Source organism: Aquabacterium sp. (assembly GCF_016195855.1).
Classification (GTDB): domain Bacteria; phylum Pseudomonadota; class Gammaproteobacteria; order Burkholderiales; family Burkholderiaceae_C; genus Aquabacterium.
In genome coordinates, this window is the sequence record NZ_JACPYU010000012.1 from 45801 (window position 1) to 63466 (window position 17666).

Annotated in this window: 18 protein-coding genes and 1 other RNA gene; 9 read left to right on the forward strand and 10 right to left on the reverse strand. The window is 64.6% G+C overall.

Annotation, left to right across the window (positions count from 1 at the left end; translation table 11 throughout):
* Positions 1-12 precede the first annotated feature (12 nt).
* From slmA to HY019_RS10350, 4 genes are all read right to left on the reverse strand, one after another.
* Positions 13-663 carry a nucleoid occlusion factor SlmA gene (gene slmA, locus HY019_RS10335; protein ID WP_290691673.1) on the reverse strand — a complete coding sequence of 217 codons (651 nt, stop codon included), beginning with the start codon at positions 661-663 and terminating at the stop codon, positions 13-15.
* A complete protein-coding gene (locus HY019_RS10340; protein WP_290691676.1) occupies positions 641-1354 on the reverse strand; it encodes a pyrimidine 5'-nucleotidase in 714 nt (237 codons plus the stop codon). The genes slmA and HY019_RS10340 overlap by 23 nt, the downstream gene beginning before the upstream one ends.
* A 122-nt stretch (positions 1355-1476) precedes the next feature.
* Positions 1477-2394 (reverse strand): acetylglutamate kinase, encoded by a 918-nt coding sequence (gene argB / locus HY019_RS10345; protein ID WP_290691681.1) that lies wholly within the window; start codon positions 2392-2394, stop codon positions 1477-1479.
* Between the two features lie 133 nt (positions 2395-2527).
* A complete protein-coding gene (locus HY019_RS10350; protein ID WP_290691683.1) occupies positions 2528-3184 on the reverse strand; it encodes a PEP-CTERM sorting domain-containing protein in 657 nt (218 codons plus the stop codon).
* Positions 3185-3422: 238 nt separating this feature from the next.
* Here HY019_RS10350 and HY019_RS10355 point away from each other — a divergent pair, with 238 nt between their 5' ends.
* On the forward strand, positions 3423-3716 hold the full coding sequence (locus HY019_RS10355; RefSeq protein ID WP_290691685.1) for a copper-binding protein: 294 nt from the start codon (positions 3423-3425) through the stop codon (positions 3714-3716).
* Positions 3717-3960: 244 nt separating this feature from the next.
* On the opposite strand, the gene HY019_RS10360 is transcribed toward HY019_RS10355, so the two are convergent.
* From HY019_RS10360 to HY019_RS10370, 3 genes are all read right to left on the reverse strand, one after another.
* Positions 3961-4476, reverse strand: a complete 516-nt coding sequence (locus HY019_RS10360) for a YqaA family protein (RefSeq protein ID WP_290691688.1) — start codon at positions 4474-4476, stop codon at positions 3961-3963.
* Between the two features lie 70 nt (positions 4477-4546).
* Positions 4547-6007, reverse strand: a complete 1461-nt coding sequence (locus HY019_RS10365; RefSeq protein WP_290691690.1) for an esterase-like activity of phytase family protein — start codon at positions 6005-6007, stop codon at positions 4547-4549.
* A 137-nt stretch (positions 6008-6144) separates the two neighbouring features.
* A complete protein-coding gene (locus HY019_RS10370) occupies positions 6145-6939 on the reverse strand; it encodes an OmpW family outer membrane protein (RefSeq protein ID WP_290691692.1) in 795 nt (264 codons plus the stop codon).
* 374 nt (positions 6940-7313) lie between these two features.
* Here HY019_RS10370 and dusB point away from each other — a divergent pair, with 374 nt between their 5' ends.
* The 6 genes from dusB (at position 7314) to ruvC (ending at position 12287) form a co-directional block, all read left to right on the forward strand.
* Positions 7314-8378, forward strand: a complete 1065-nt coding sequence (dusB, locus tag HY019_RS10375; RefSeq protein ID WP_290692026.1) for a tRNA dihydrouridine synthase DusB — start codon at positions 7314-7316, stop codon at positions 8376-8378.
* 9 nt (positions 8379-8387) lie between these two features.
* Positions 8388-8624 carry a Fis family transcriptional regulator gene (locus HY019_RS10380; protein ID WP_290691695.1) on the forward strand — a complete coding sequence of 79 codons (237 nt, stop codon included), beginning with the start codon at positions 8388-8390 and terminating at the stop codon, positions 8622-8624.
* A 44-nt stretch (positions 8625-8668) separates the two neighbouring features.
* Positions 8669-10258, forward strand: coding sequence for a bifunctional phosphoribosylaminoimidazolecarboxamide formyltransferase/IMP cyclohydrolase (gene purH / locus HY019_RS10385; protein ID WP_290691697.1), 1590 nt, complete (start codon positions 8669-8671; stop codon positions 10256-10258).
* Between the two features lie 119 nt (positions 10259-10377).
* Positions 10378-10854, forward strand: a complete 477-nt coding sequence (locus HY019_RS10390; protein WP_290691702.1) for a MarR family transcriptional regulator — start codon at positions 10378-10380, stop codon at positions 10852-10854.
* Entirely contained in the window at positions 10847-11710 is an 864-nt protein-coding gene (locus tag HY019_RS10395) for an alpha/beta fold hydrolase (protein WP_290691706.1), read from the forward strand. The genes HY019_RS10390 and HY019_RS10395 overlap by 8 nt, the downstream gene beginning before the upstream one ends.
* 22 nt (positions 11711-11732) lie before the next feature.
* The gene (ruvC, locus tag HY019_RS10400; protein WP_290691708.1) at positions 11733-12287 is read left to right on the forward strand and encodes a crossover junction endodeoxyribonuclease RuvC; all 555 of its coding nucleotides are present in this window, start codon (positions 11733-11735) and stop codon (positions 12285-12287) included.
* Positions 12288-12291: 4 nt separating this feature from the next.
* On the opposite strand, the gene HY019_RS10405 is transcribed toward ruvC, so the two are convergent.
* From HY019_RS10405 to dsbD, 3 genes are all read right to left on the reverse strand, one after another.
* Entirely contained in the window at positions 12292-13575 is a 1284-nt protein-coding gene (locus HY019_RS10405; protein ID WP_290691710.1) for a carbonic anhydrase family protein, read from the reverse strand.
* 105 nt (positions 13576-13680) lie between these two features.
* An RNA gene (gene rnpB, locus HY019_RS10410) (RNase P RNA component class A) lies at positions 13681-14038 on the reverse strand.
* A gap of 28 nt (positions 14039-14066) precedes the next feature.
* Positions 14067-15749: a protein-disulfide reductase DsbD gene (dsbD, locus tag HY019_RS10415; protein WP_290691712.1), complete on the reverse strand. Its 1683-nt coding sequence runs from the start codon at positions 15747-15749 to the stop codon at positions 14067-14069.
* Positions 15750-15854: 105 nt separating this feature from the next.
* Between dsbD and cysK the strand changes: the two genes are divergently transcribed.
* Entirely contained in the window at positions 15855-16772 is a 918-nt protein-coding gene (gene cysK, locus HY019_RS10420; protein ID WP_290691714.1) for a cysteine synthase A, read from the forward strand.
* A gap of 35 nt (positions 16773-16807) precedes the next feature.
* Positions 16808-17650, forward strand: a complete 843-nt coding sequence (locus HY019_RS10425) for a potassium channel family protein (RefSeq protein ID WP_290691716.1) — start codon at positions 16808-16810, stop codon at positions 17648-17650.
* The last annotated feature ends 16 nt before the right edge of the window (positions 17651-17666 follow it).

Consider the following 17666-nt stretch of genomic DNA (forward strand, 5'->3'; position numbering starts at 1 on the left):
CCGGAGCGGGCTTCAGGCCACGAGCAGATGCTGCAGCGTGGTCGCCAGGTGTTCGGTGGGTGGGCGTTTGAAACCGGTGCGTGCAAAGCGCTGCAAGCGCCCCAGCAAGAAGCTGGTGGCCAGCGATGCGCCGACCTGCGCGTCCACCGTGGGTGACATCGAGCCACGCGCGTCCGCCAAAGCCCGGTAGCTTTGCCGCAGCAGCGACTCCAGCCGGTCAAGGAACTGGTTCATGCGGGCCGACAGGCGCTCATGCTCGAACACCAGCACGTCGCCCACGATCACCCGCGTCATGCCGGGGTTCTTCTCGGCAAATTGCAGCACCATGGACAGGATGCGCTGGATCTGCACGGCCGGGTCTGCCTCACGCTCGGCAATCTGGTTGGCCAGGGTGAAGATGGACTGCTCGATGAACTCGATCAGCGCCTCGAACATCTGCGCCTTGCTGGCAAAGTGCCGGTACAAGGCAGCTTCGCTCACCGACAGGCGCGCTGCCAGGGCCGCCGTGGTGATGCGGTCGGCATCGGGTTGCTCCAGCATGGTGGCCAGTGCATGCAGGATCTGCACGCGCCGCTCGCCCGGCTTGGGGCGCTTGCGCACGGGGGCCGCAGGCGCACCGTCTGGTGCGTCCTTGTCCGGATCATCGAGCCCCTGTGGTGCCATGTGGTCTCCAAGCGTGCAGTGCCCTGAGCTTTTTGATTCTGACACACACCCCAACGGGCTTGCCATGCAAGCGAATGCCCACTTCGGGGCCGTGTTGGTTATGGCGCAAATAGTGTTGCATCCAGACCGTGCTCAGCCCCACCTTGCGGGCGCTCTTGAGGTTGGCCACCGTGTCTTCAACCAGGATGCAGCGTGAAGCGGGCAGCTTGTAGCGCGCCATCACGATACGCAGCATGCGGGCGTCCGGCTTGGGGCGCAGGTCACCAAAGACCCGCATGCCCTCGATGGCGATGACCCCCTCGAAGCACGAGGCCAGGTCCAGCGCGGTCAGCACGCGCTTGGCATACTCGGCAGGGGCATTGGTCAGCAGGAACTTGCGGCCCGGCAAGCTGCGCAGCGCGGCGCGATCAGCCGCTGGCATGTGCAACTGCGCCTCCAGCCCCGGCAGCACGTGGGTCTGGGCCAGGAAGTGCGCGGCCCGGATGCCATGGTGGCGCTCCAGACCCAGCAAGGTGGCGCCATAACGTCGCCAGTAATGGATACGCAGGCGATCGGCCTCGTCACGCGGCAAGCCCAGTTGCTGCTCGATGTAATCGGTCATCGAGCCATTGAGCCGCCAGAACACCGCACGGCTGGCGTCGTGCAAGGTGTTATCCAGATCAAATAACCAGATGGGGGAGCCCGAAGACATGAGGCGCGGCATTCGTTAGCGGCGAGCAGGGGGGACGGCCGGCCGCCGGGCCGCCCCAAGGCCGGCGCCTCCCCCTTGGGGGGCTGCGAAGGCGCGAAGCGACGAGCTGGGGGGCCTAAGTCTTAATGACTGCGGATCATCGTGCCGTAAGCCTGCTCGGTCAGGATCTCCAGCAACATGGCGTGCGGCACGCGGCCGTCCACGATGTGCACGGCGTTGACCCCACTCTTGGCGGCATCCAGCGCGCCAGCAATCTTGGGCAGCATGCCACCCGAGATCGTGCCGTCGGCCACCAGCTCGTCGATGCGGCGCGCGGTCAGGTCGGTCAGCAGATTGCCTTCCTTGTCCAGCACACCCTTGATGTTGGTCAGCAGCATGAGCTTCTCGGCCTTGAGGATCTCGGCCAGCTTGGAGGCGACCAGATCGGCGTTGATGTTGTAGCTCTCGTTGTGCTCGCCAAAACCGATGGGGCTGATGACCGGGATGAACTGGTCGTCCTGCAGGGCCTTGACGACGCTGGGGTCGATGGCCTCGATCTCGCCGACCGAGCCCACATCGTGCTCCTTGGTCGGGTCCTCCAGATCGATCAGCTTGAGCTTGCGCGCGCGGATCATGCCGCCGTCGCGCCCCGTCAGGCCCACGGCCTTGCCGCCTGCGGCATTGATCAGGCCCACGATGTCTTGCTGCACTTCGCCGGCCAGCACCCACTCGACCACTTCCATGGTTTCGTCGTCGGTGACGCGCATGCCCTGGATGAACTGGCCCTTCTTGCCGATCTTGTTGAGCGCGGCGTCGATCTGCGGCCCACCGCCGTGCACCACCACCGGGTTGAGGCCCACCAGCTTGAGCAGCACCACGTCTTCGGCGAAGTCGGCCTGCAGCTCCGGATCGGTCATGGCGTTGCCGCCGTACTTGATGACGATGGTCTTGCCGTGGAACTTGCGGATGTAGGGCAGCGCCTGGGCCAGGATCTCGGCCTTGTCACGCGGGGCGATGCTGGCAACGGAGTCGGATTGCGGCAGGTGGGTAGGGGCGGTCATGGACAACTCGGAGCGATGGACGGGACAGGCATTTTAAGAGCCATCGAAAGGCACAAGAAAAAAGCCACACGCGGAGCCGAGGCCCCACGTGTGGCTGGCAGCCCTGTCAGCGAGACAGGTGCCGCGAGTCGAATCAACCCTGACGACGGCGACGAGTGACGCCGGACACGCCCAGGCCAATCAGGCCGGTGAAGACCAGCGCCCAGGTGGTGGGCTCAGGAACAGGCACGGGCGTCGTGGCGGTGAAGGTCAAGGTACCCACGTTCTGGGTCGGGATGGGGATGGTGATGCCCAAGGTCTTGGTCACGGTGCCCAGACCTGCGCTGCTCAAAGCGAAAGCGCCGGACACGGAGCCACCCGTGGTCAAGGTCGAGAAAGCAGGCGTCAAGGGCGACACCGAGAACACGGTGACGTCATTGAAGTCGAACGTGGTGGTGCCATTGACGAAGTGGATGTCACCCACCACAGACGAAGTGGTGTTGTTGTAAACCAGACCGTCAAAGGTCATGGCACCGTTACCGGCGATGGTAAAGGTCAGCGCGGCAGTGGGAGCCCAGTTCAGCTGGGTGCCACCGGCAGCCAGATCGGAGGTCGCGGCGCTGAAGGTGTTGTTCGCGTAAGTGCCCGAACCCGAGGCGCTGATCGTCACACCGAAGAAGCTGAACGAATCGGTCAGGGCCGGCAGAAAGGCCACATCAGCGGTGGTGGTGGCCGAGGCAACCGAAGAGGCAGCAACCAGACTGGTAGCCAGCGCCACAGAGGTCAAGGTGCGGAAAATTGCTTTGGACATGCTTGCTCCCGAATAAAGTGTGAAGCCTTCACGGAAAAACCGGGCAGGCCCTGATTAAATGAGGTTTGGGGCATGGTATGGGAACTCGCAGGATTCACCTACTGTAATGAATTGAAAACCCACCATTTGAGGGGGTTAGTGATCACTTGCGTTCGCGCCCTCGCCTCCAGGGTCAACCTGCCGCACCGCTGTCCCGTTGAAGGTAGCAACAAGGGCTCATCCCTTGAAGGAGCATGACGTGAAACTGAACTTTGCCCGCCCCCTCGCTGGCCTGATGCTGGGACTTGGTGTGGCGTTGACCGCCGCCGCCCAGCCGGTCGATGGTGAAGTCATGCGGATCGACCAGGAAGCCGGCAAGGTCACACTCAAGCACGGCGAAATCAAGAACCTGGACATCCCCGCCATGCAGATGGCCTTCCGGGTGGCCAACCCCAGTTGGCTCAAGACCTTGCAAGTGCACGACAAGGTCCGCTTTTCTGCGGACAAGGTGGGCGGCCAGTTCACCATCACCGCCATCGAAGTGCGCAAGTAAACAGCGCAAAAAAAAACAGGCCCCAACGGCGACCGTTGGGGCCTGTCTCGCTGCATTAGTCCTCCCTGGACGTGGTTCTGTGGACAGCGCTCTGGCTGCACTTTTTGTGTTGGCTTGCGCCTTTGGTGTGCAGTTGTACCGAGTCTAGTGTCCGAACATGTCAAATCTGACATGGATACCTCGGAAGTGGTTACAAGATGCAATCCCATGTTCATGTGACCACACCCCATCCCATACCGTGAAATCAGGTCACATGGATGAGCACGGCCGTCATGCTCAGGTAGCGCAGAAACTTGCCAATGCCCATGTAAAACAGGCAGGGCCAGAACGGCAAGCGCAACCACCCCGCCACCGCGCACAGGGGGTCACCCACGACAGGCAGCCAGGACAGCAGGCACGCTGGCGCGCCGTAGCGTTGCAACCACTTCAGGGCGCGGTGATTGGCCGGTTTGTCGTGACCGGGTTGCAGATCAGGCTCATGGCCCGCCTCGTGCCGAACGCGATCGGCCGCCTGCCGGGCGCCCAAGCCCATCCACCAGGTCAGCCCTCCGCCCAGGGTGTTGCCCACTGTGGCCACCAGGATGGCAGGCCAGAACAACTCCGGCTGGAGTTTGACCAGGCCAAACACAGCCGGCTCCGAGCCCATCGGCAACAAGGTCGCCGAAACAAAGGCAATCACGAATATCGCACCCAGCCCGACCTCCGGGACAGCCAGCCAGTGCAGCAAAGCGGAAACCCCCGCCATCAATGCATCTTCCATGTGTGCATTGTGCGGGGGTTGCAGCCTCCCTCGTGCGCGGCCTGGCCACGCGCGTGCAGACAAGGCCGGGTCAGGCGCGGCGGCGAACCAGGCCGATCAAGCCCAGGCCCATCAGCGCCAAGACATAGCTCTCGGGCTCGGGTACGGCATTGATGGCCTGCATCTGCAACCCCCCACTCACGCCCTTGGCCAGCAGGTCCGCGTCGGTGAAGCGGAACATGTAGAACTTGTTGTCGCCGGCCACGCCGGGCACGAAGTCGTTGTCATTGGCCAGCAGCATGGTGTGGTACGTCACGCCACTTTCGACCAGGTCGTCGCCGAAGGTCAGGCCTTCAAGCTTGGCGGGGATCTGCGTGTCGGTGAAACCGGCTGCCTTGAGCATCGCCACGAAGTCCACCAGTTGCGTCTTGGCCAGCAGTTGCCCCTGCAGCGCGGCGTCCCCGCTGAGCCCGCTCACATCGGTGGCGCCGTTGAGCTCGATGGCCCACATCTGCTTGATGACGGCGCTGGAGCCATCGCCCAGGCCCTTGCCGTCACGCGGCAGGAAGGCCAGCGTGTGGTCGTTGATGGCCACGATGTCGCTGTTGTTGTAGCCCTTGGTGCCGATCTGGTTGCTGACCGCGTATTCCTTGGTGTTGCCGGTGGCGATGTCGATTTCGACGATGCGGTTGGTCTTGCCGGCCGAGGTGTCACCGCCGTCTTGCAGCAGCGCGCTCTGCATGATGCCGTAGAGCTTGTTGCCGTCCGGGCTGATGGCCAGGCCTTCCATGCCCTTGTTGGCGACGCGGCCCACGGTGTTGCCGCTGATCTCGTTGTTGCCGATGGCGCTCTGGTTGGTCACAGCCAGGTTGGTCGGCAGTGTGAACGAGCGGATGCGCTCACCGGTGCTGCGGTCGAACTGGTAGACGTAAGGGCCGTATTCATCGGACACGAACACGCTCTTGCCGTCCTTGGAGACGCGGATGGATTCGGGGTCCAGGCGGGCATTGTTCGGGTTGCCGGAGCTGCCCGCCACAAAGCCATCGGAGCGGCCGGTGAAGTAGTACTTGCCATTGGCATTGAGCGTGGGCACGCCACTGGCCAGGCCAGCCGTGCTGCCATAGTTCAGGGGGGTGCTGCTCCACAGCAAGGTGGTGCTCTGCAGTGTTGGGGTGACGGTGTAAGGCAAGGTGCCAGCCGGCACGGCCGACGGGGTCGCCGTCACGTTCATGCTGACCGTGTTGAAGCGGGCGATGTAGGAGGTGGTGTTGTCCACCGCCGCGCCACCGGCGTAGGCCATGGCGTTGGGGCCGCGGTCGGGCAAGGCCAGGAAGGTGTTGCCCCCGGCCCAGGCCAGGCCGGAGCCCATGCCACCCAGGACGTTGGCGGCCACGCCGCTTTCCAGCGTGCCCGTCAGGCCCGACAGGTCGCTGCTGCCGCCCAATGAGCCGATACCGATCAACTCGAAAGCGGCATGGGCAGAACCCATGGCCGAGCTCAGAACAAACACACTGGCCAGACGGGCGGCCACGGGGCTCAGGACGAAACGCATGGGGACTTCTCCAACAAGGGGTTACAACGCTGCGCGGCAGCATGCCCGCGCTTCATGACAATCCCTTGAAAACCCCACGCGCACAAAAAAGCCGGGACATGCCCGGCTTGGCGATGACAGGGCTTGCGCCCGGTGCATCAGTAGCTGTAGCCCACCATCAGCGAGAACACGGAGGGGTGAAAGCGGTAAGACGCTGTCTGCCGGCTCGTATTGGTCGAGATGGTCATGTTGTTCTTGACTGCCGCCGTCGACCAACCTGCGCTGAGCAGCCAGTTCTTGTCGAACTTGTAGTTGACACCGGTCTGGAAGGCAAAGCCGATGGAGTCCGTCAGCTCGATCTTGACGGGGCCATCCGTGTAGAAGTCGGTGCCGGTCTGCGTGGCCTTGGCATCGAAGTGGGTGTAGTTCACGCCCACGCCCACATAAGGACGCAAGGCGCTGGATGCATCGCCGAACTTGTAGTTGAAGAACACCGTGGGCGCGACTTCCTTGACAGTGGCCACCACCTGGTTGTTGGTCGTGGCAAACAGGCCGTAGCTGGCGGTGGGGATGCTGCTCAGCGCGCCATAACCGGCAGGTGCCAGCTTGGAGGCATCGTTGATGCGCAGCTTCACATCGTGCTTGGGAGGTACACCCAGCACCAGTTCGGCGCTCCAGTTATCGTTGAAAGCCCGCTCGATGCTGAACAGCAAGGTGGACTTGGGCTGCACCTCCATCTGCAAGCCGGTCGGAACACCGAGGCCATAGGTGGCACGAAGGGGGTTGGCAGCGGGCAGGGAGCCCTCCAGATCACTGCTGGTCGCGCGAGGATCAATGCGACCTGCGCCGATCTTGAAGGTATAGGTCTGTGCCGAAGCGGCAAACGGGATCACGCCGCAAGCCACAGCGCACACCACAGCGCGAGCGTTCATCTGGAAGAAGGATGTTTTCATAGGGTCCGATGGAGGAAAAAAAACCGTCCCTGAGAGGGGCGGCTTTGGCCGTACAACATTGCAGAATGACTGCAACAGTTGCACATTCTATGCAACACGCTTCGCACCATGCGGGGATCAGGGCGGTACACAACGTCCATTTGTGACGTATCGCACGGGCCAAATCCGCAGATCAAAATTTGATCAAAGGGGGTGCACAGGGTTCACCCGGACAGCTATACTCTGCCTCCTTTTTAAGCAGCCCTGAGCCCATTCCACACGGTTGGTCGGTCAGGGCTTTCCTGTCTTCTTCGGTCAAAAGAGCCCATCCGCTTTTCCGGCAAACCTTTGCTCGCCTCATCCTGATGTCCACCCCTACTCCTCCCGCCAGCACGCTGATGGTCGGCTCGATCAAGCTGCCCAACCGCCTGTTCGTGGCGCCGATGGCCGGGGTGACGGACCGCCCCTTCCGCATGTTGTGCAAGCGCCTGGGCGCGGGTTATGCGGTCAGCGAGATGGTGACCTCGCGCAAGGACCTGTGGCACAGCCTGAAGACCTCGCGCCGCGCCAACCACGAGGGTGAAACCGCGCCGATCTCGGTGCAGATCGCCGGCACGGATGCGGCCATGATGGCCGAGGCCGCTGCCTACAACATCGACCGCGGCGCGCAGATCATCGACATCAACATGGGTTGCCCCGCCAAGAAGGTGTGCAACAAGTGGGCTGGCTCGGCGTTGATGCAGGACGAGGCCCTCGCGCTGGAGATCGTCGAAGCCGTGGTGGCCGCCTGTGCGCCGCGCAATGTGCCCGTGACCCTGAAGATGCGCACGGGCTGGAGCCAGCTCAACAAGAACGCCGTGCGCATTGCCCGCGCCGCCGAGAGCGCCGGCGTGGCCATGCTGACGGTGCACGGCCGCACGCGCGAGCAGGGCTACAAGGGCCAGGCCGAGTACGAGACGATTGCGGCGGTGAAGGCTGCCGTGCGTGTGCCGGTGGTGGCCAATGGCGACATCACCTCACCCGAGAAGGCCGAGCTGGTGCTCAAGCTCACGGGCGCCGACGCCATCATGGTGGGCCGCGCCGCACAAGGCCGCCCCTGGATCTTTGGTGACATCGCCCACTACCTGGCCACTGGCACGCACCGTGCCCGGCCCCTGACCTTGCAGGTCAGGCAGTGGCTGGTGGAGCACCTGCATGAACACTACGGTTTGTACGGCGAATTCGCCGGCGTGCGCACGGCACGCAAACACATCGGCTGGGCGGTGCGCGCCCTGCCCGGTGGGGAGGACTTCCGTGCCCACATGAACACCCTGGACAGCATCGACAGCCAGATCCAGGCCGTGACCCATTTCTTCGACGAACTCAGCCTGCACCACGACCGCCTGCCGGACGCGGCGCCCGCCATCGACGAAGATGACGATGCCCACGAGGACCGCGCAGCCTCGTGTGCCGCGAACTGACAAAGCATCATGAGCAAGAAGAACATCCAAGACTGCATCCGAGACAACCTGGACAGCTACTTCCACGATCTGCGTGGCGCCGAGCCCAATGCCGTGTACGACATGGTCGTCAACGCGGTGGAGCGCCCCATGCTGGAGGTGGTCATGCTGCGCGCCGATGGCAACCAGTCCAAGGCCGCCGAGTGGCTGGGCATCAACCGCAACACGCTGCGCCGCAAGCTGCTTGAGCACAAGCTCATCAAATAAAGCATTCCCCCTGTATCCCCGCTCTTTGAACTGAAGGAAAAACCATGGCTTTGACCGCCTTGCTGTCCGTGTCCGACAAGACCGGCATCGTTGAATTTGCCCAGGCCCTGCACGCGCAAGGCGTGCGCCTGCTGTCCACCGGCGGCACCGCCAAGCTGCTGGCCGAAAAAGGCCTGCCCGTGACCGAGGTCTCCGAAGTGACCGGCTTCCCCGAGATGCTCGACGGCCGCGTCAAGACCCTGCACCCCCGCGTGCACGGCGGCATCCTGGCCCGCCGCGACCTGCCCGAGCACATGGCCGCCCTGAAGGCCCACGGCATCGAGACCATCGACATGCTGGTGGTCAACCTCTACCCCTTCGCCCAGGCCACCGCCAAGGCCGACTGCACGCTGGAAAACGCCATCGAGAACATCGACATCGGCGGCCCCACCATGCTGCGCGCCGCCGCCAAGAACTGGCAGGACGTGGCCGTGATCATCGACCCGATCGACTACGAGCAAGTGCTGTCCGAGATGAAGGCCGAGGGCATCACCCGCTCGACCAAGTTCATGCTCGCCAAGAAGGTGTTCGCGCACACCGCCGCCTACGACGGCATGATCACCAACTACCTGACGTCGCTGGAAGCCGGCTCGGAATTGAAAACCGAAGCCGTGCCGGCCAAGGAAGCCTACCCTGCCGTCTTCAACCTGCAGCTGCACAAGGTGCAAGGCATGCGTTACGGCGAGAACCCGCACCAGTCGGCCGCCTTCTACCGCGAGGCTTCGCCTGCGGTCAGCGTGCTGTCCAACTGGACGCAGATTCAAGGCAAGGAACTGTCCTTCAACAACATCGCCGATGCCGATGCGGCCTGGGAATGCGTCAAGGCCTTTGAGGTGCCCGCCTGCGTGATCATCAAGCACGCCAACCCCTGCGGCGTGGCCATCGGCGCCGGCCCGCTGGAGGCCTACACCAAGGCCCTCAAGACCGACCCGACCTCGGCCTTCGGCGGCATCATGGCCTTCAACCGCACGGTGGACTTTGACGTGATCGAGGCCATCAACGCCAACAAGCAGTTCGTGGAAGTGGTGATCGCACCGAAGTTCACCGACGCTGCCCGCGCCGCCTATGCCTCCAAGCAGAACGTGCGCCTGCTGGAAGTGCCTCTGACCGATGCCACCCGTGGCCTGTCCAATGCACTGGACTTCAAACGCGTGGGCGGTGGCATGCTGCTGCAATCGGCGGACAACATCGACCTGGTGGGTGACATCAAGGTCGTGTCCAAGCTGCAACCCACCGAGCAACAACTCAAGGACATGCTGTTTGCCTGGACCGTGGCCCGCTTCGTCAAGAGCAACGCCATCGTGTTCTGCAAGGACGGCATGACCATGGGCGTGGGCGCCGGCCAGATGAGCCGCCTGGACTCGGCCCGCATCGCCTCGATCAAGGCTGGCCATGCTGGTTTGACCCTGCAAGGCACGGCCGTGGCGTCGGACGCCTTCTTCCCGTTCCGCGACGGCCTGGACGTGGTGGTTGACGCAGGCGCCACCTGCGTGATCCACCCGGGTGGCTCGATGCGCGACGACGAAGTGATCGCCGCCGCCGACGAGCGTGGCATTGCCATGGTGTTCACCGGCACGCGCCACTTCCGTCATTGATCAGCACCCGCTGAATCGCGACAGCCGGCCTGAGGTCACCCCAAAGCCGGCCGCAAAAACCGACCTTCAACGTCGGTTTTTGTTTATGCATATATTTCGCATGCGAAATAAATCCACCCATGACACCCAAACGCCCTCGCCTTGTCTTTCTGCTCAACAGCGCCCAGCGGCGGCTGCAGGCCTGGATCGGTGCGCTGCATGCGCAAACCGCCTCAAGCAGGCATGAAGGCCATGCGCCGCCCACGGCCGTGCAGGCCGGCGTGCTGTTCGTGCTCGCCCGGCAAGACGGCGCCACCATGGGCCAGCTGGCCACCGAGCTGGACCTCGCGCCCTCGGCCGTGTCCGGCCTGGTCCAGCGCCTGGAGGCCCTGGGCTGGGTGCAACGCCGGCCCTGCCCTGAAGACGCCCGCACCCAGCGCGTGTGGCTGCTGGCCGCTGGCCGCGCCCAGTTGCCCCCCTTGCGCGAGGCCCTGGCCCTCATCAATGAACGCCTCACGGCCGGCTTCACCGAAGCCGAGCTGCAAACCGTGGCGCGCTGGCTGACGCATGTCCAGCAGCTTGACGCCACCACCCCACCGGAGCCCCACCATGAGTGACCTCGAATCCATCACCATCACCTGCGCAGACGGTGTGCACCTGCAAGGCCACTTCGCGCCAGCCAGCGGTGGCGCCCCCGGCCTGCCCGTGCTGCTGAGCCCGGCCACCGGCGTCAAGCAGCACTTCTACCTGCGCTTTGTGAGCTGGCTGGCCGCACAAGGCCATGACGTGCTGGTGTTCGATTACCGCGGCATCGGCCTGTCGCGCCATGGCCATCTCAAGCACAACAAGGCCACGCTGGCCGAGTGGGGCCAGCTGGACCAGGTGGCCGCGCTCGACTGGCTGCTGCAACGCACGGGCCGCGACCAGGTGCTGATGCTGGGCCACAGCGCCGGCGGCCAGATGATCGGCCTCTTGCCCAACCATCAGCGTGTCGCGCGCCTGGTGGGGGTGTCGGCGTCCACGGGTTGGTTCCGCGGCATGCGCCTGGGCTTTCGGCTCAAGGCCCACCTGGGCCTGCGTTGCCTTGTGCCACTGGGCACCCTGGTCAAAGGTTATGGGCCGACATCGGCCGTGGGCCTGGGCGAAGACCTGCCCGCCGGCGTGGCGCGCCAGTGGGGCCAATGGTGTGCCGCAGGCGGCTACGCCACCAACGCCATCCGCGGCAAGCCCGAGCAGGACTTCCACGCCGAGGTGCGCACGCCCATCACGGTGCTCTATGCGGAGGATGACGACATCGCCACCCCCACCACCGTGGCCGACTTGCTGCGCACCTTCCCCTCGACGCAAAAGCAAGCCATGCGCATCAAGCCCGCCAGCCACGGGCTCAAGGCCATCGGCCACATCGACTGGTTTCGTGCCTCACACCAGGCGCTGTGGCCCATGATTGCTTCGTCGCTGCGTGGGCAGGGCTGACAGGGCTTATCCTGTCGGCCTCATGATCATTCTCGGCATCGACCCCGGTCTGCAGACCACCGGCTTTGGCGTCATCGAAGCCGATGGCCCACGTCTGCACTATGTGGCCAGCGGCACCATCAAGACCAAAGAAGCCGCGCAGGGCGACCTGCCCACGCGCCTGAAGCTGATCTTCGAAGGCGTGCGCGAGGTGGTGGGGCGTTACGAACCGCAGCAGGCCTCGGTCGAAATCGTGTTCGTCAACGTGAACCCGCAGTCCACGCTGCTGCTGGGCCAGGCGCGCGGCGCGGCCATTGCCGGGCTGTTGAGCACGCCGGTGTCACCCTTGGTGTCGGAGTACACGGCCTTGCAGATGAAGAAGGCGGTGGTGGGGCATGGTCACGCAGCCAAGGCCCAGATCCGCCACATGGTGATGCGCCTGCTGAGCCTGCCCCGCGAGCCGCACAACGATGCAGCCGATGCCTTGGGCCTGGCGATCTGCCATGCGCATGCCGGCCATGCCATGGCGCAGATGGCCAAGGCGACGGACCTGTCCCGCCGTACGCACGCCCAGATCAAGGGCGGGCGCGTTTACTGATCGCTTACTGACCGTCCTTGATCAGCCGGCCGGATTGCGACTGCACAGGCCGTGCGTTCATCGGGTAGAGCTTGGCGAACACGCCGATCTGCTCACGCGAGACGCCGGCCGGTTGCTTCATCACCATCCACAAGACGCCTTCCGAACACGGCGGCGTGGTCAGCGAGCCCATGTAGGTGTAGTACTGGCGCTGCTCAGGCAGCAACTGGCCCAGGTCGATCTGGCTCATGGCGCCCTGCTCCATGTTCTTTTCCAGCGGCAGGTTGTTCCAGACCTGCTGCACCAGCGGGTGGGCCTTGCCCTGGTCCATCAGCACGGCCACCACGGCCAGCTTGCCGTCGATGTCCTTGTGAACCAGGTGGGCCACCATCTCGTACTGGCGGCCATTGATGCGCTCTTCGCTCGGGCGGTGGAAGTGGAACTGCACCAGCTCGTAGCGGTGGCCCATCACGGTGATGCCATTACCCGGCTCGACGTTGACCTGCACGGTGTGGCCGTTGTCGATCACGCGGAAGTTGGAGGGGCGGTAGTCGAACTGGATCGGGTCCAGTTGCACGGGGATGCCGTCGCGGATGTCGATGGGGCTCTGGCGCTTGCCCACCATGCATTGCTGGAACTCGGGCTTGAGACGGCCCCAGCTCTCGGGGCCGGTGTCGCCTGCATAAGCCCAATGCACATCGTGGCCATGGGCATCCAGCAGCCGAGTTGTGGACGAGGATGCGGGCTTGCCGGGCTTGCTGCCCGCCAGCGCAGCCTCATGCGGTTCCTGAGGCAGGAGCGCGCCTTGCGGGTCGTTCATGGCCAGCGCTCTGCCGCCGCCACGCACCCCCGAGGCAGCCCTGGCCGTGCGGGCCGCGGGCTTGGCGCGCACTTGCACCACGGGCGGGGCTTCGCGCTTGGTGCGCACCTCGGCGATCTTCTGGTCGATCAGGTCACGCAACTCGGACATGGACACATTCGATTTGGCGTCCGAGGCGCTTTCGGCCTTGGCATCGGCCTTGCCCGTGGACTCGCGGCTGGCCTCACGTGTCGCTTCGCGCTTGTCACCCTTGCTGCTCTTGGCGCTGCGGCTTTCGCCACGCGACTCGCCACGACCCTCGACGTTCTGCGCCTCGGCCTTCAAGTTGGGCTTGAGCGAGGGTTTGATGCTCGTTTCCTTGGTCTCGCCGGGGTCCAGCGACTCATCGGCATGGCCGTGCGCCTCGGCCGCATAGGCCCCCATCACCAGGGCCATGCTGGCCGCCAGGGCAAAAACAGGGGCAAGACGCTCACGCAACGCTACATTCATGGTCAAACTCTCCGCAATACGCCGGAGATTTCGGCCAGTAAAACGCAGAACTTGAATGCGTCAGCGCGAATAAGTGACCTGGATCAGGCCACCAATGTGAAAAAAGTGTGAAGTCAGCCGATAGGCCGGATTCTGTGCAGCCCCGTGTCTCGCGACGCTGAGCTGTGACCGCCATTCCTCTGGGCCGCCTGTCACCAGAACGGCTCGATGCCACCTACCCGCACACAGCCCCCGGGCCAGGGGTAGAACGACACGGCATGACCATGCCGTTCAGTGTGTGCCTATTTGGTGTTGCTGCGCGTAGAGATTGCCCGTTTCACCCGGACTTAACCGGCTCGTCTCTGTTGCTCTGATCCTCACCTTGCGGTGGAGAGGTGTTACCTCCTACGCTGCCCTGTGCAGTCCGGACCTTCCTCCAGTGCGACCTTTCGATCCTTGCACCAGCGACGGTCTGGCTGACTTCACGGGCCCGATTATCGCCCCACCCGCGGTCAAAGCCCAGCTTTTTCGAGGCTGCGCAGAAAGTCTTCTGGCTTCTGGAAGCCCACCACCTGGGCGGCCGTGCGCTCCTGCCCCTGCGCATCAAAGAAGATCAGGCCGGGCGGGCCGAACAACTTGAAGCGCTGCAACAAGGCGCGGTCGTCGGCCGTGTTGACGGTGACGTCAGCCTGCAGCAGCACCGCGCCCTTCAGGCGTGCCTGCACCTGCGGGTCAGAGAAGGTGGCGTGCTCCATCTCCAGGCAGGAGGTGCACCAGTCGGCGTAGAAGTCCAGCATCACGGGCTTGCCCTGCGCCTTGGCCTGCGCCAGTGCGGCATCCAGCTCGGCCACGTTGCGCACGCGCTCGAAAGGCAGCACGCTGTGGTGCGCCGACACGGCCGGCGCCTGCCCCACCAGGGACTGCAGATACGGCCAGGCCGGGCGGGCCACCCACACGGCCATGCCCAGCATCAGCACGCCGAACAAGGCCTTGACGGCCTTCATCCAGGGCCCCGTGCGTGGCAGCAGGCTGCCGGCCGACAGGCCCACCAGCAACAAGGGCAGGCTCATGCCCCAGGCCATGGCGTAAAGCGCGGTGCCGCCCAGCACCACGTTGTGCGTCTGGCTGATGTAGAGCAGCGCACCGGCCAGCGGCGCCGACACGCAGGGGCTGACCACCAGGGCCGACACCACCCCCATGGCGAACACGCTGATGAACTTGCCACCGGGCAGCTGGCTGGAGCCGGCACCCAGCCAGCTTTGCACGGCGGGCGGCAGTTGCAGCTCATACAAGCCGAACATGGACAGGGCCAGCAACACCATCAGCGCGGCGAACACCAGCACCACCCAGGGGTGCTGCAGGTAGGCAGCCAGGCCTTGCCCGAGCAAACCGGCGGCCACACCCAACGCCGTGTAGACCAGGGCCATGCCCTGCGAGTAGCTCAGCGCCAGGGCAAAGCCCCGCCCGCGGCTGACATGCCCCTTCTGCCCCACGATGATGGACGACAGGATGGGCACCATGGGCAGCACGCAGGGCGTCAGCGACAGCAGGATGCCGGCCAGCAGGAACACCGGCACCACCGTCCACCATTGGCCCGAAGCCAGGGCCCGGCCGATCCCCCCGTCATCCGCGCCACCGTCCGCAGCAGCACCCTGCAGGGTCTTGTCTGCCGCGTTGACGGAGGCCGTTGCCACGGCACCAGAAGCCGAGTTCACGGACAGGATCTGACCGCGCTCATCGAGCTTGAGCAGCAGCTGCTTTTTCTGCGGCGGGTAGCACAAACCGGCATCGGCACAGCCCTGGTAGACGATGGTCAGCGCGTGCTCGCCACGCAAGGTGTCGGGCACCGTGACCGTGCCGGAGACATCACCGTGGTAGACCTCCAGCACCTTGTCGAAGGTGGGGTCGTGCTTGGCTTGGCCGGGAGGCAGGTCCCACTTCAGCAAAAGAGGTGGCGCGCCAGAACCCGCATCAACACGGGCCTCCAGCCGTTCGCGGTACAGGTACACGGCACGCGCCAGGGTGAAGTCCACCTGCAGGGCATGCGGGCCGACCTGGCTGACGCTGGCCTGAAACGCCTTCTCGGGCGGCAAGAAGGTTTGAGCCTGAGCCCCACCCACGCAGAGCACCAGGAACGCGCTCAGGATCACCCACACCACGCGCCAAGGCGCGACAATCCACTTGATGTCATTCATGGCCGACATTCTGCCCGGGCTGGGCTTATCCTGTCTGGCCAGCGTCCTTTTGCGCCCCTGACGCAACCAAGCGCACCACAACGCACTGAAATCCTGGAGTTCAAGATGAAAGCCCTCAACATCCTCGACACCATTGGCAAGACGCCGCACATCCGCATGAACCGCCTGTTCGGCACCGGTCCGGAAGTCTGGATCAAGGCCGAGCGCGCCAACCCCGGCGGCTCCATCAAGGACCGCATCGCGCTGGCCATGGTGGAAGACGCCGAACGCAGCGGCGCCCTCAAGCCCGGCGGCACCATCATCGAGCCCACCTCGGGCAACACCGGCATCGGCCTGGCCATGGTGGCCGCGGTCAAGGGCTACCGCCTGATCCTGGTCATGCCCGACAGCATGTCCATCGAACGCCGCCGCCTGATGCTGGCCTACGGCGCCACCTTCGACCTGACCCAGCGCGAAAAGGGCATGAAGGGCGCCATCGCCCGTGCCCAGGAGCTGGCCGCCGAAACCCCGCTGGCCTGGATCCCGCAGCAGTTCGAGAACCCCGCCAACATCGCCGTGCACGAGCAGACCACCGCGCAAGAGATCCTGGCCGATTTCCCAGAAGGCCTGGACGCACTGATCACTGGCGTGGGCACAGGTGGCCACATCACGGGTTGCGCCAAGGTGCTCAAGGCCGCCTGGCCCAAGCTGAAGGTGTATGCCGTGGAGCCCAAGGCCTCGCCGGTCATCTCCGGGGGCCAGCCCTCGCCCCACCCCATCCAGGGCATCGGCGCGGGCTTCATCCCCGCCAACCTGCACACCGACCTGCTGGACGGCGTCATCCAGGTCGATGCCGAAGAGTCGCGCGAATTCGCCCGCCGTGCCGCGCGTGAAGAAGGCATGCTGGTGGGGATTTCCTCAGGTGCCACGCTCAGTGCCATCGCCCAGAAGCTGCCAGACTTGCCGTATGGCGCACGCGTGCTGGGCTTCTGCTATGACACAGGCGAGCGCTACCTGTCGGTGGAAGGCTTCCTGCCGACCTGATGCCCTGAAGCCCCCCTCCCCGCCGCACACTGTCCATGCCAAGCAGACGCCACCACTTTCTCGACGACGCTTCATCCCCCTGGCCCATGCTCATCGCCTTGATCGCGAGCGTGCCTGCCTTTTACGACTCGATGATGCCGACACCAGCGACGTGGGCAACCTGGATGTATGTGGTCAGCGGGGTGGTGATCCTGGTTTCGGCATGGCGCGTCCAGAAGCTGGGGCAAAGCCGCCATGGCCCGGAGCATGGCGCCAAGACCCGGGCCTGGGGGCATCACCCGCTGGAGATCAAGCTGGACTGGTTTCTGGGGGTGGCGCTGTTGCTCAACGCGGTGCTGCCGCAGAGCAACGAGTCCGAGCCGGCGCTGATCTGGCGCCTGGTCGTGGCCGTGCTGATGCTCTACCGCCTGCTCAAGATCAGCCTGCCCTTGTTCACCGAAACCGGGCTGGCGCGCCTGCTGGCCATGGGCGGCACCGTGCTGGCCTTGTGCGGCATCGGCTTTTACTGGCTGGACCCTGAGGTCAACTCCCTGCACGATGGCCTCTGGCTGGCGTTCTCGACCGCGGCCACGGTGGGTTATGGCGATGTGGTGCCCAGCAGCACAGCCTCGCGCATTTTCTCGGTGTTCGTGGTGCTGCTCGGTTATGGCCTGCTGTCACTGGTCACGGCCAGCATCGCCGCCATGTTCGTGGGCACCCAGGAGCGCAAGGTCGAACACGACATCCTGCGCGACATGCACCAGCAACTGCAGTCCGTGCGCCAGGAGATCGTGGCCTTGCGCCAGGCCGTGGAAGACATGAAGGCCGAGCAGCAAGGCATGCCGCCTGAAGAAACCCCGCCCAAGGCCCAGCGCGCCACGCACACCGAGCAGCCCTGACGGGGCATGCGCCCTG

What these genes read in the sequence shown, in the direction of transcription:
- slmA (WP_290691673.1), bottom strand. Translation starts at nt 663, where the DNA reads ATGGCACCACAGGGGCTCGATGATCCGGACAAGGACGCACCAGACGGT.
- HY019_RS10340 (WP_290691676.1), bottom strand. Translation starts at nt 1,354, where the DNA reads ATGTCTTCGGGCTCCCCCATCTGGTTATTTGATCTGGATAACACCTTG.
- argB (WP_290691681.1), bottom strand. Translation starts at nt 2,394, where the DNA reads ATGACCGCCCCTACCCACCTGCCGCAATCCGACTCCGTTGCCAGCATC.
- HY019_RS10350 (WP_290691683.1), bottom strand. Translation starts at nt 3,184, where the DNA reads ATGTCCAAAGCAATTTTCCGCACCTTGACCTCTGTGGCGCTGGCTACC.
- HY019_RS10360 (WP_290691688.1), bottom strand. Translation starts at nt 4,476, where the DNA reads ATGGAAGATGCATTGATGGCGGGGGTTTCCGCTTTGCTGCACTGGCTG.
- HY019_RS10365 (WP_290691690.1), bottom strand. Translation starts at nt 6,007, where the DNA reads ATGCGTTTCGTCCTGAGCCCCGTGGCCGCCCGTCTGGCCAGTGTGTTT.
- HY019_RS10370 (WP_290691692.1), bottom strand. Translation starts at nt 6,939, where the DNA reads ATGAAAACATCCTTCTTCCAGATGAACGCTCGCGCTGTGGTGTGCGCT.
- HY019_RS10380 (WP_290691695.1), top strand. Translation starts at nt 8,388, where the DNA reads ATGAGCAAGAAGAACATCCAAGACTGCATCCGAGACAACCTGGACAGC.
- purH (WP_290691697.1), top strand. Translation starts at nt 8,669, where the DNA reads ATGGCTTTGACCGCCTTGCTGTCCGTGTCCGACAAGACCGGCATCGTT.
- HY019_RS10390 (WP_290691702.1), top strand. Translation starts at nt 10,378, where the DNA reads ATGACACCCAAACGCCCTCGCCTTGTCTTTCTGCTCAACAGCGCCCAG.
- HY019_RS10395 (WP_290691706.1), top strand. Translation starts at nt 10,847, where the DNA reads ATGAGTGACCTCGAATCCATCACCATCACCTGCGCAGACGGTGTGCAC.
- ruvC (WP_290691708.1), top strand. Translation starts at nt 11,733, where the DNA reads ATGATCATTCTCGGCATCGACCCCGGTCTGCAGACCACCGGCTTTGGC.
- HY019_RS10405 (WP_290691710.1), bottom strand. Translation starts at nt 13,575, where the DNA reads ATGAATGTAGCGTTGCGTGAGCGTCTTGCCCCTGTTTTTGCCCTGGCG.
- dsbD (WP_290691712.1), bottom strand. Translation starts at nt 15,749, where the DNA reads ATGAATGACATCAAGTGGATTGTCGCGCCTTGGCGCGTGGTGTGGGTG.
- cysK (WP_290691714.1), top strand. Translation starts at nt 15,855, where the DNA reads ATGAAAGCCCTCAACATCCTCGACACCATTGGCAAGACGCCGCACATC.
- HY019_RS10425 (WP_290691716.1), top strand. Translation starts at nt 16,808, where the DNA reads ATGCCAAGCAGACGCCACCACTTTCTCGACGACGCTTCATCCCCCTGG.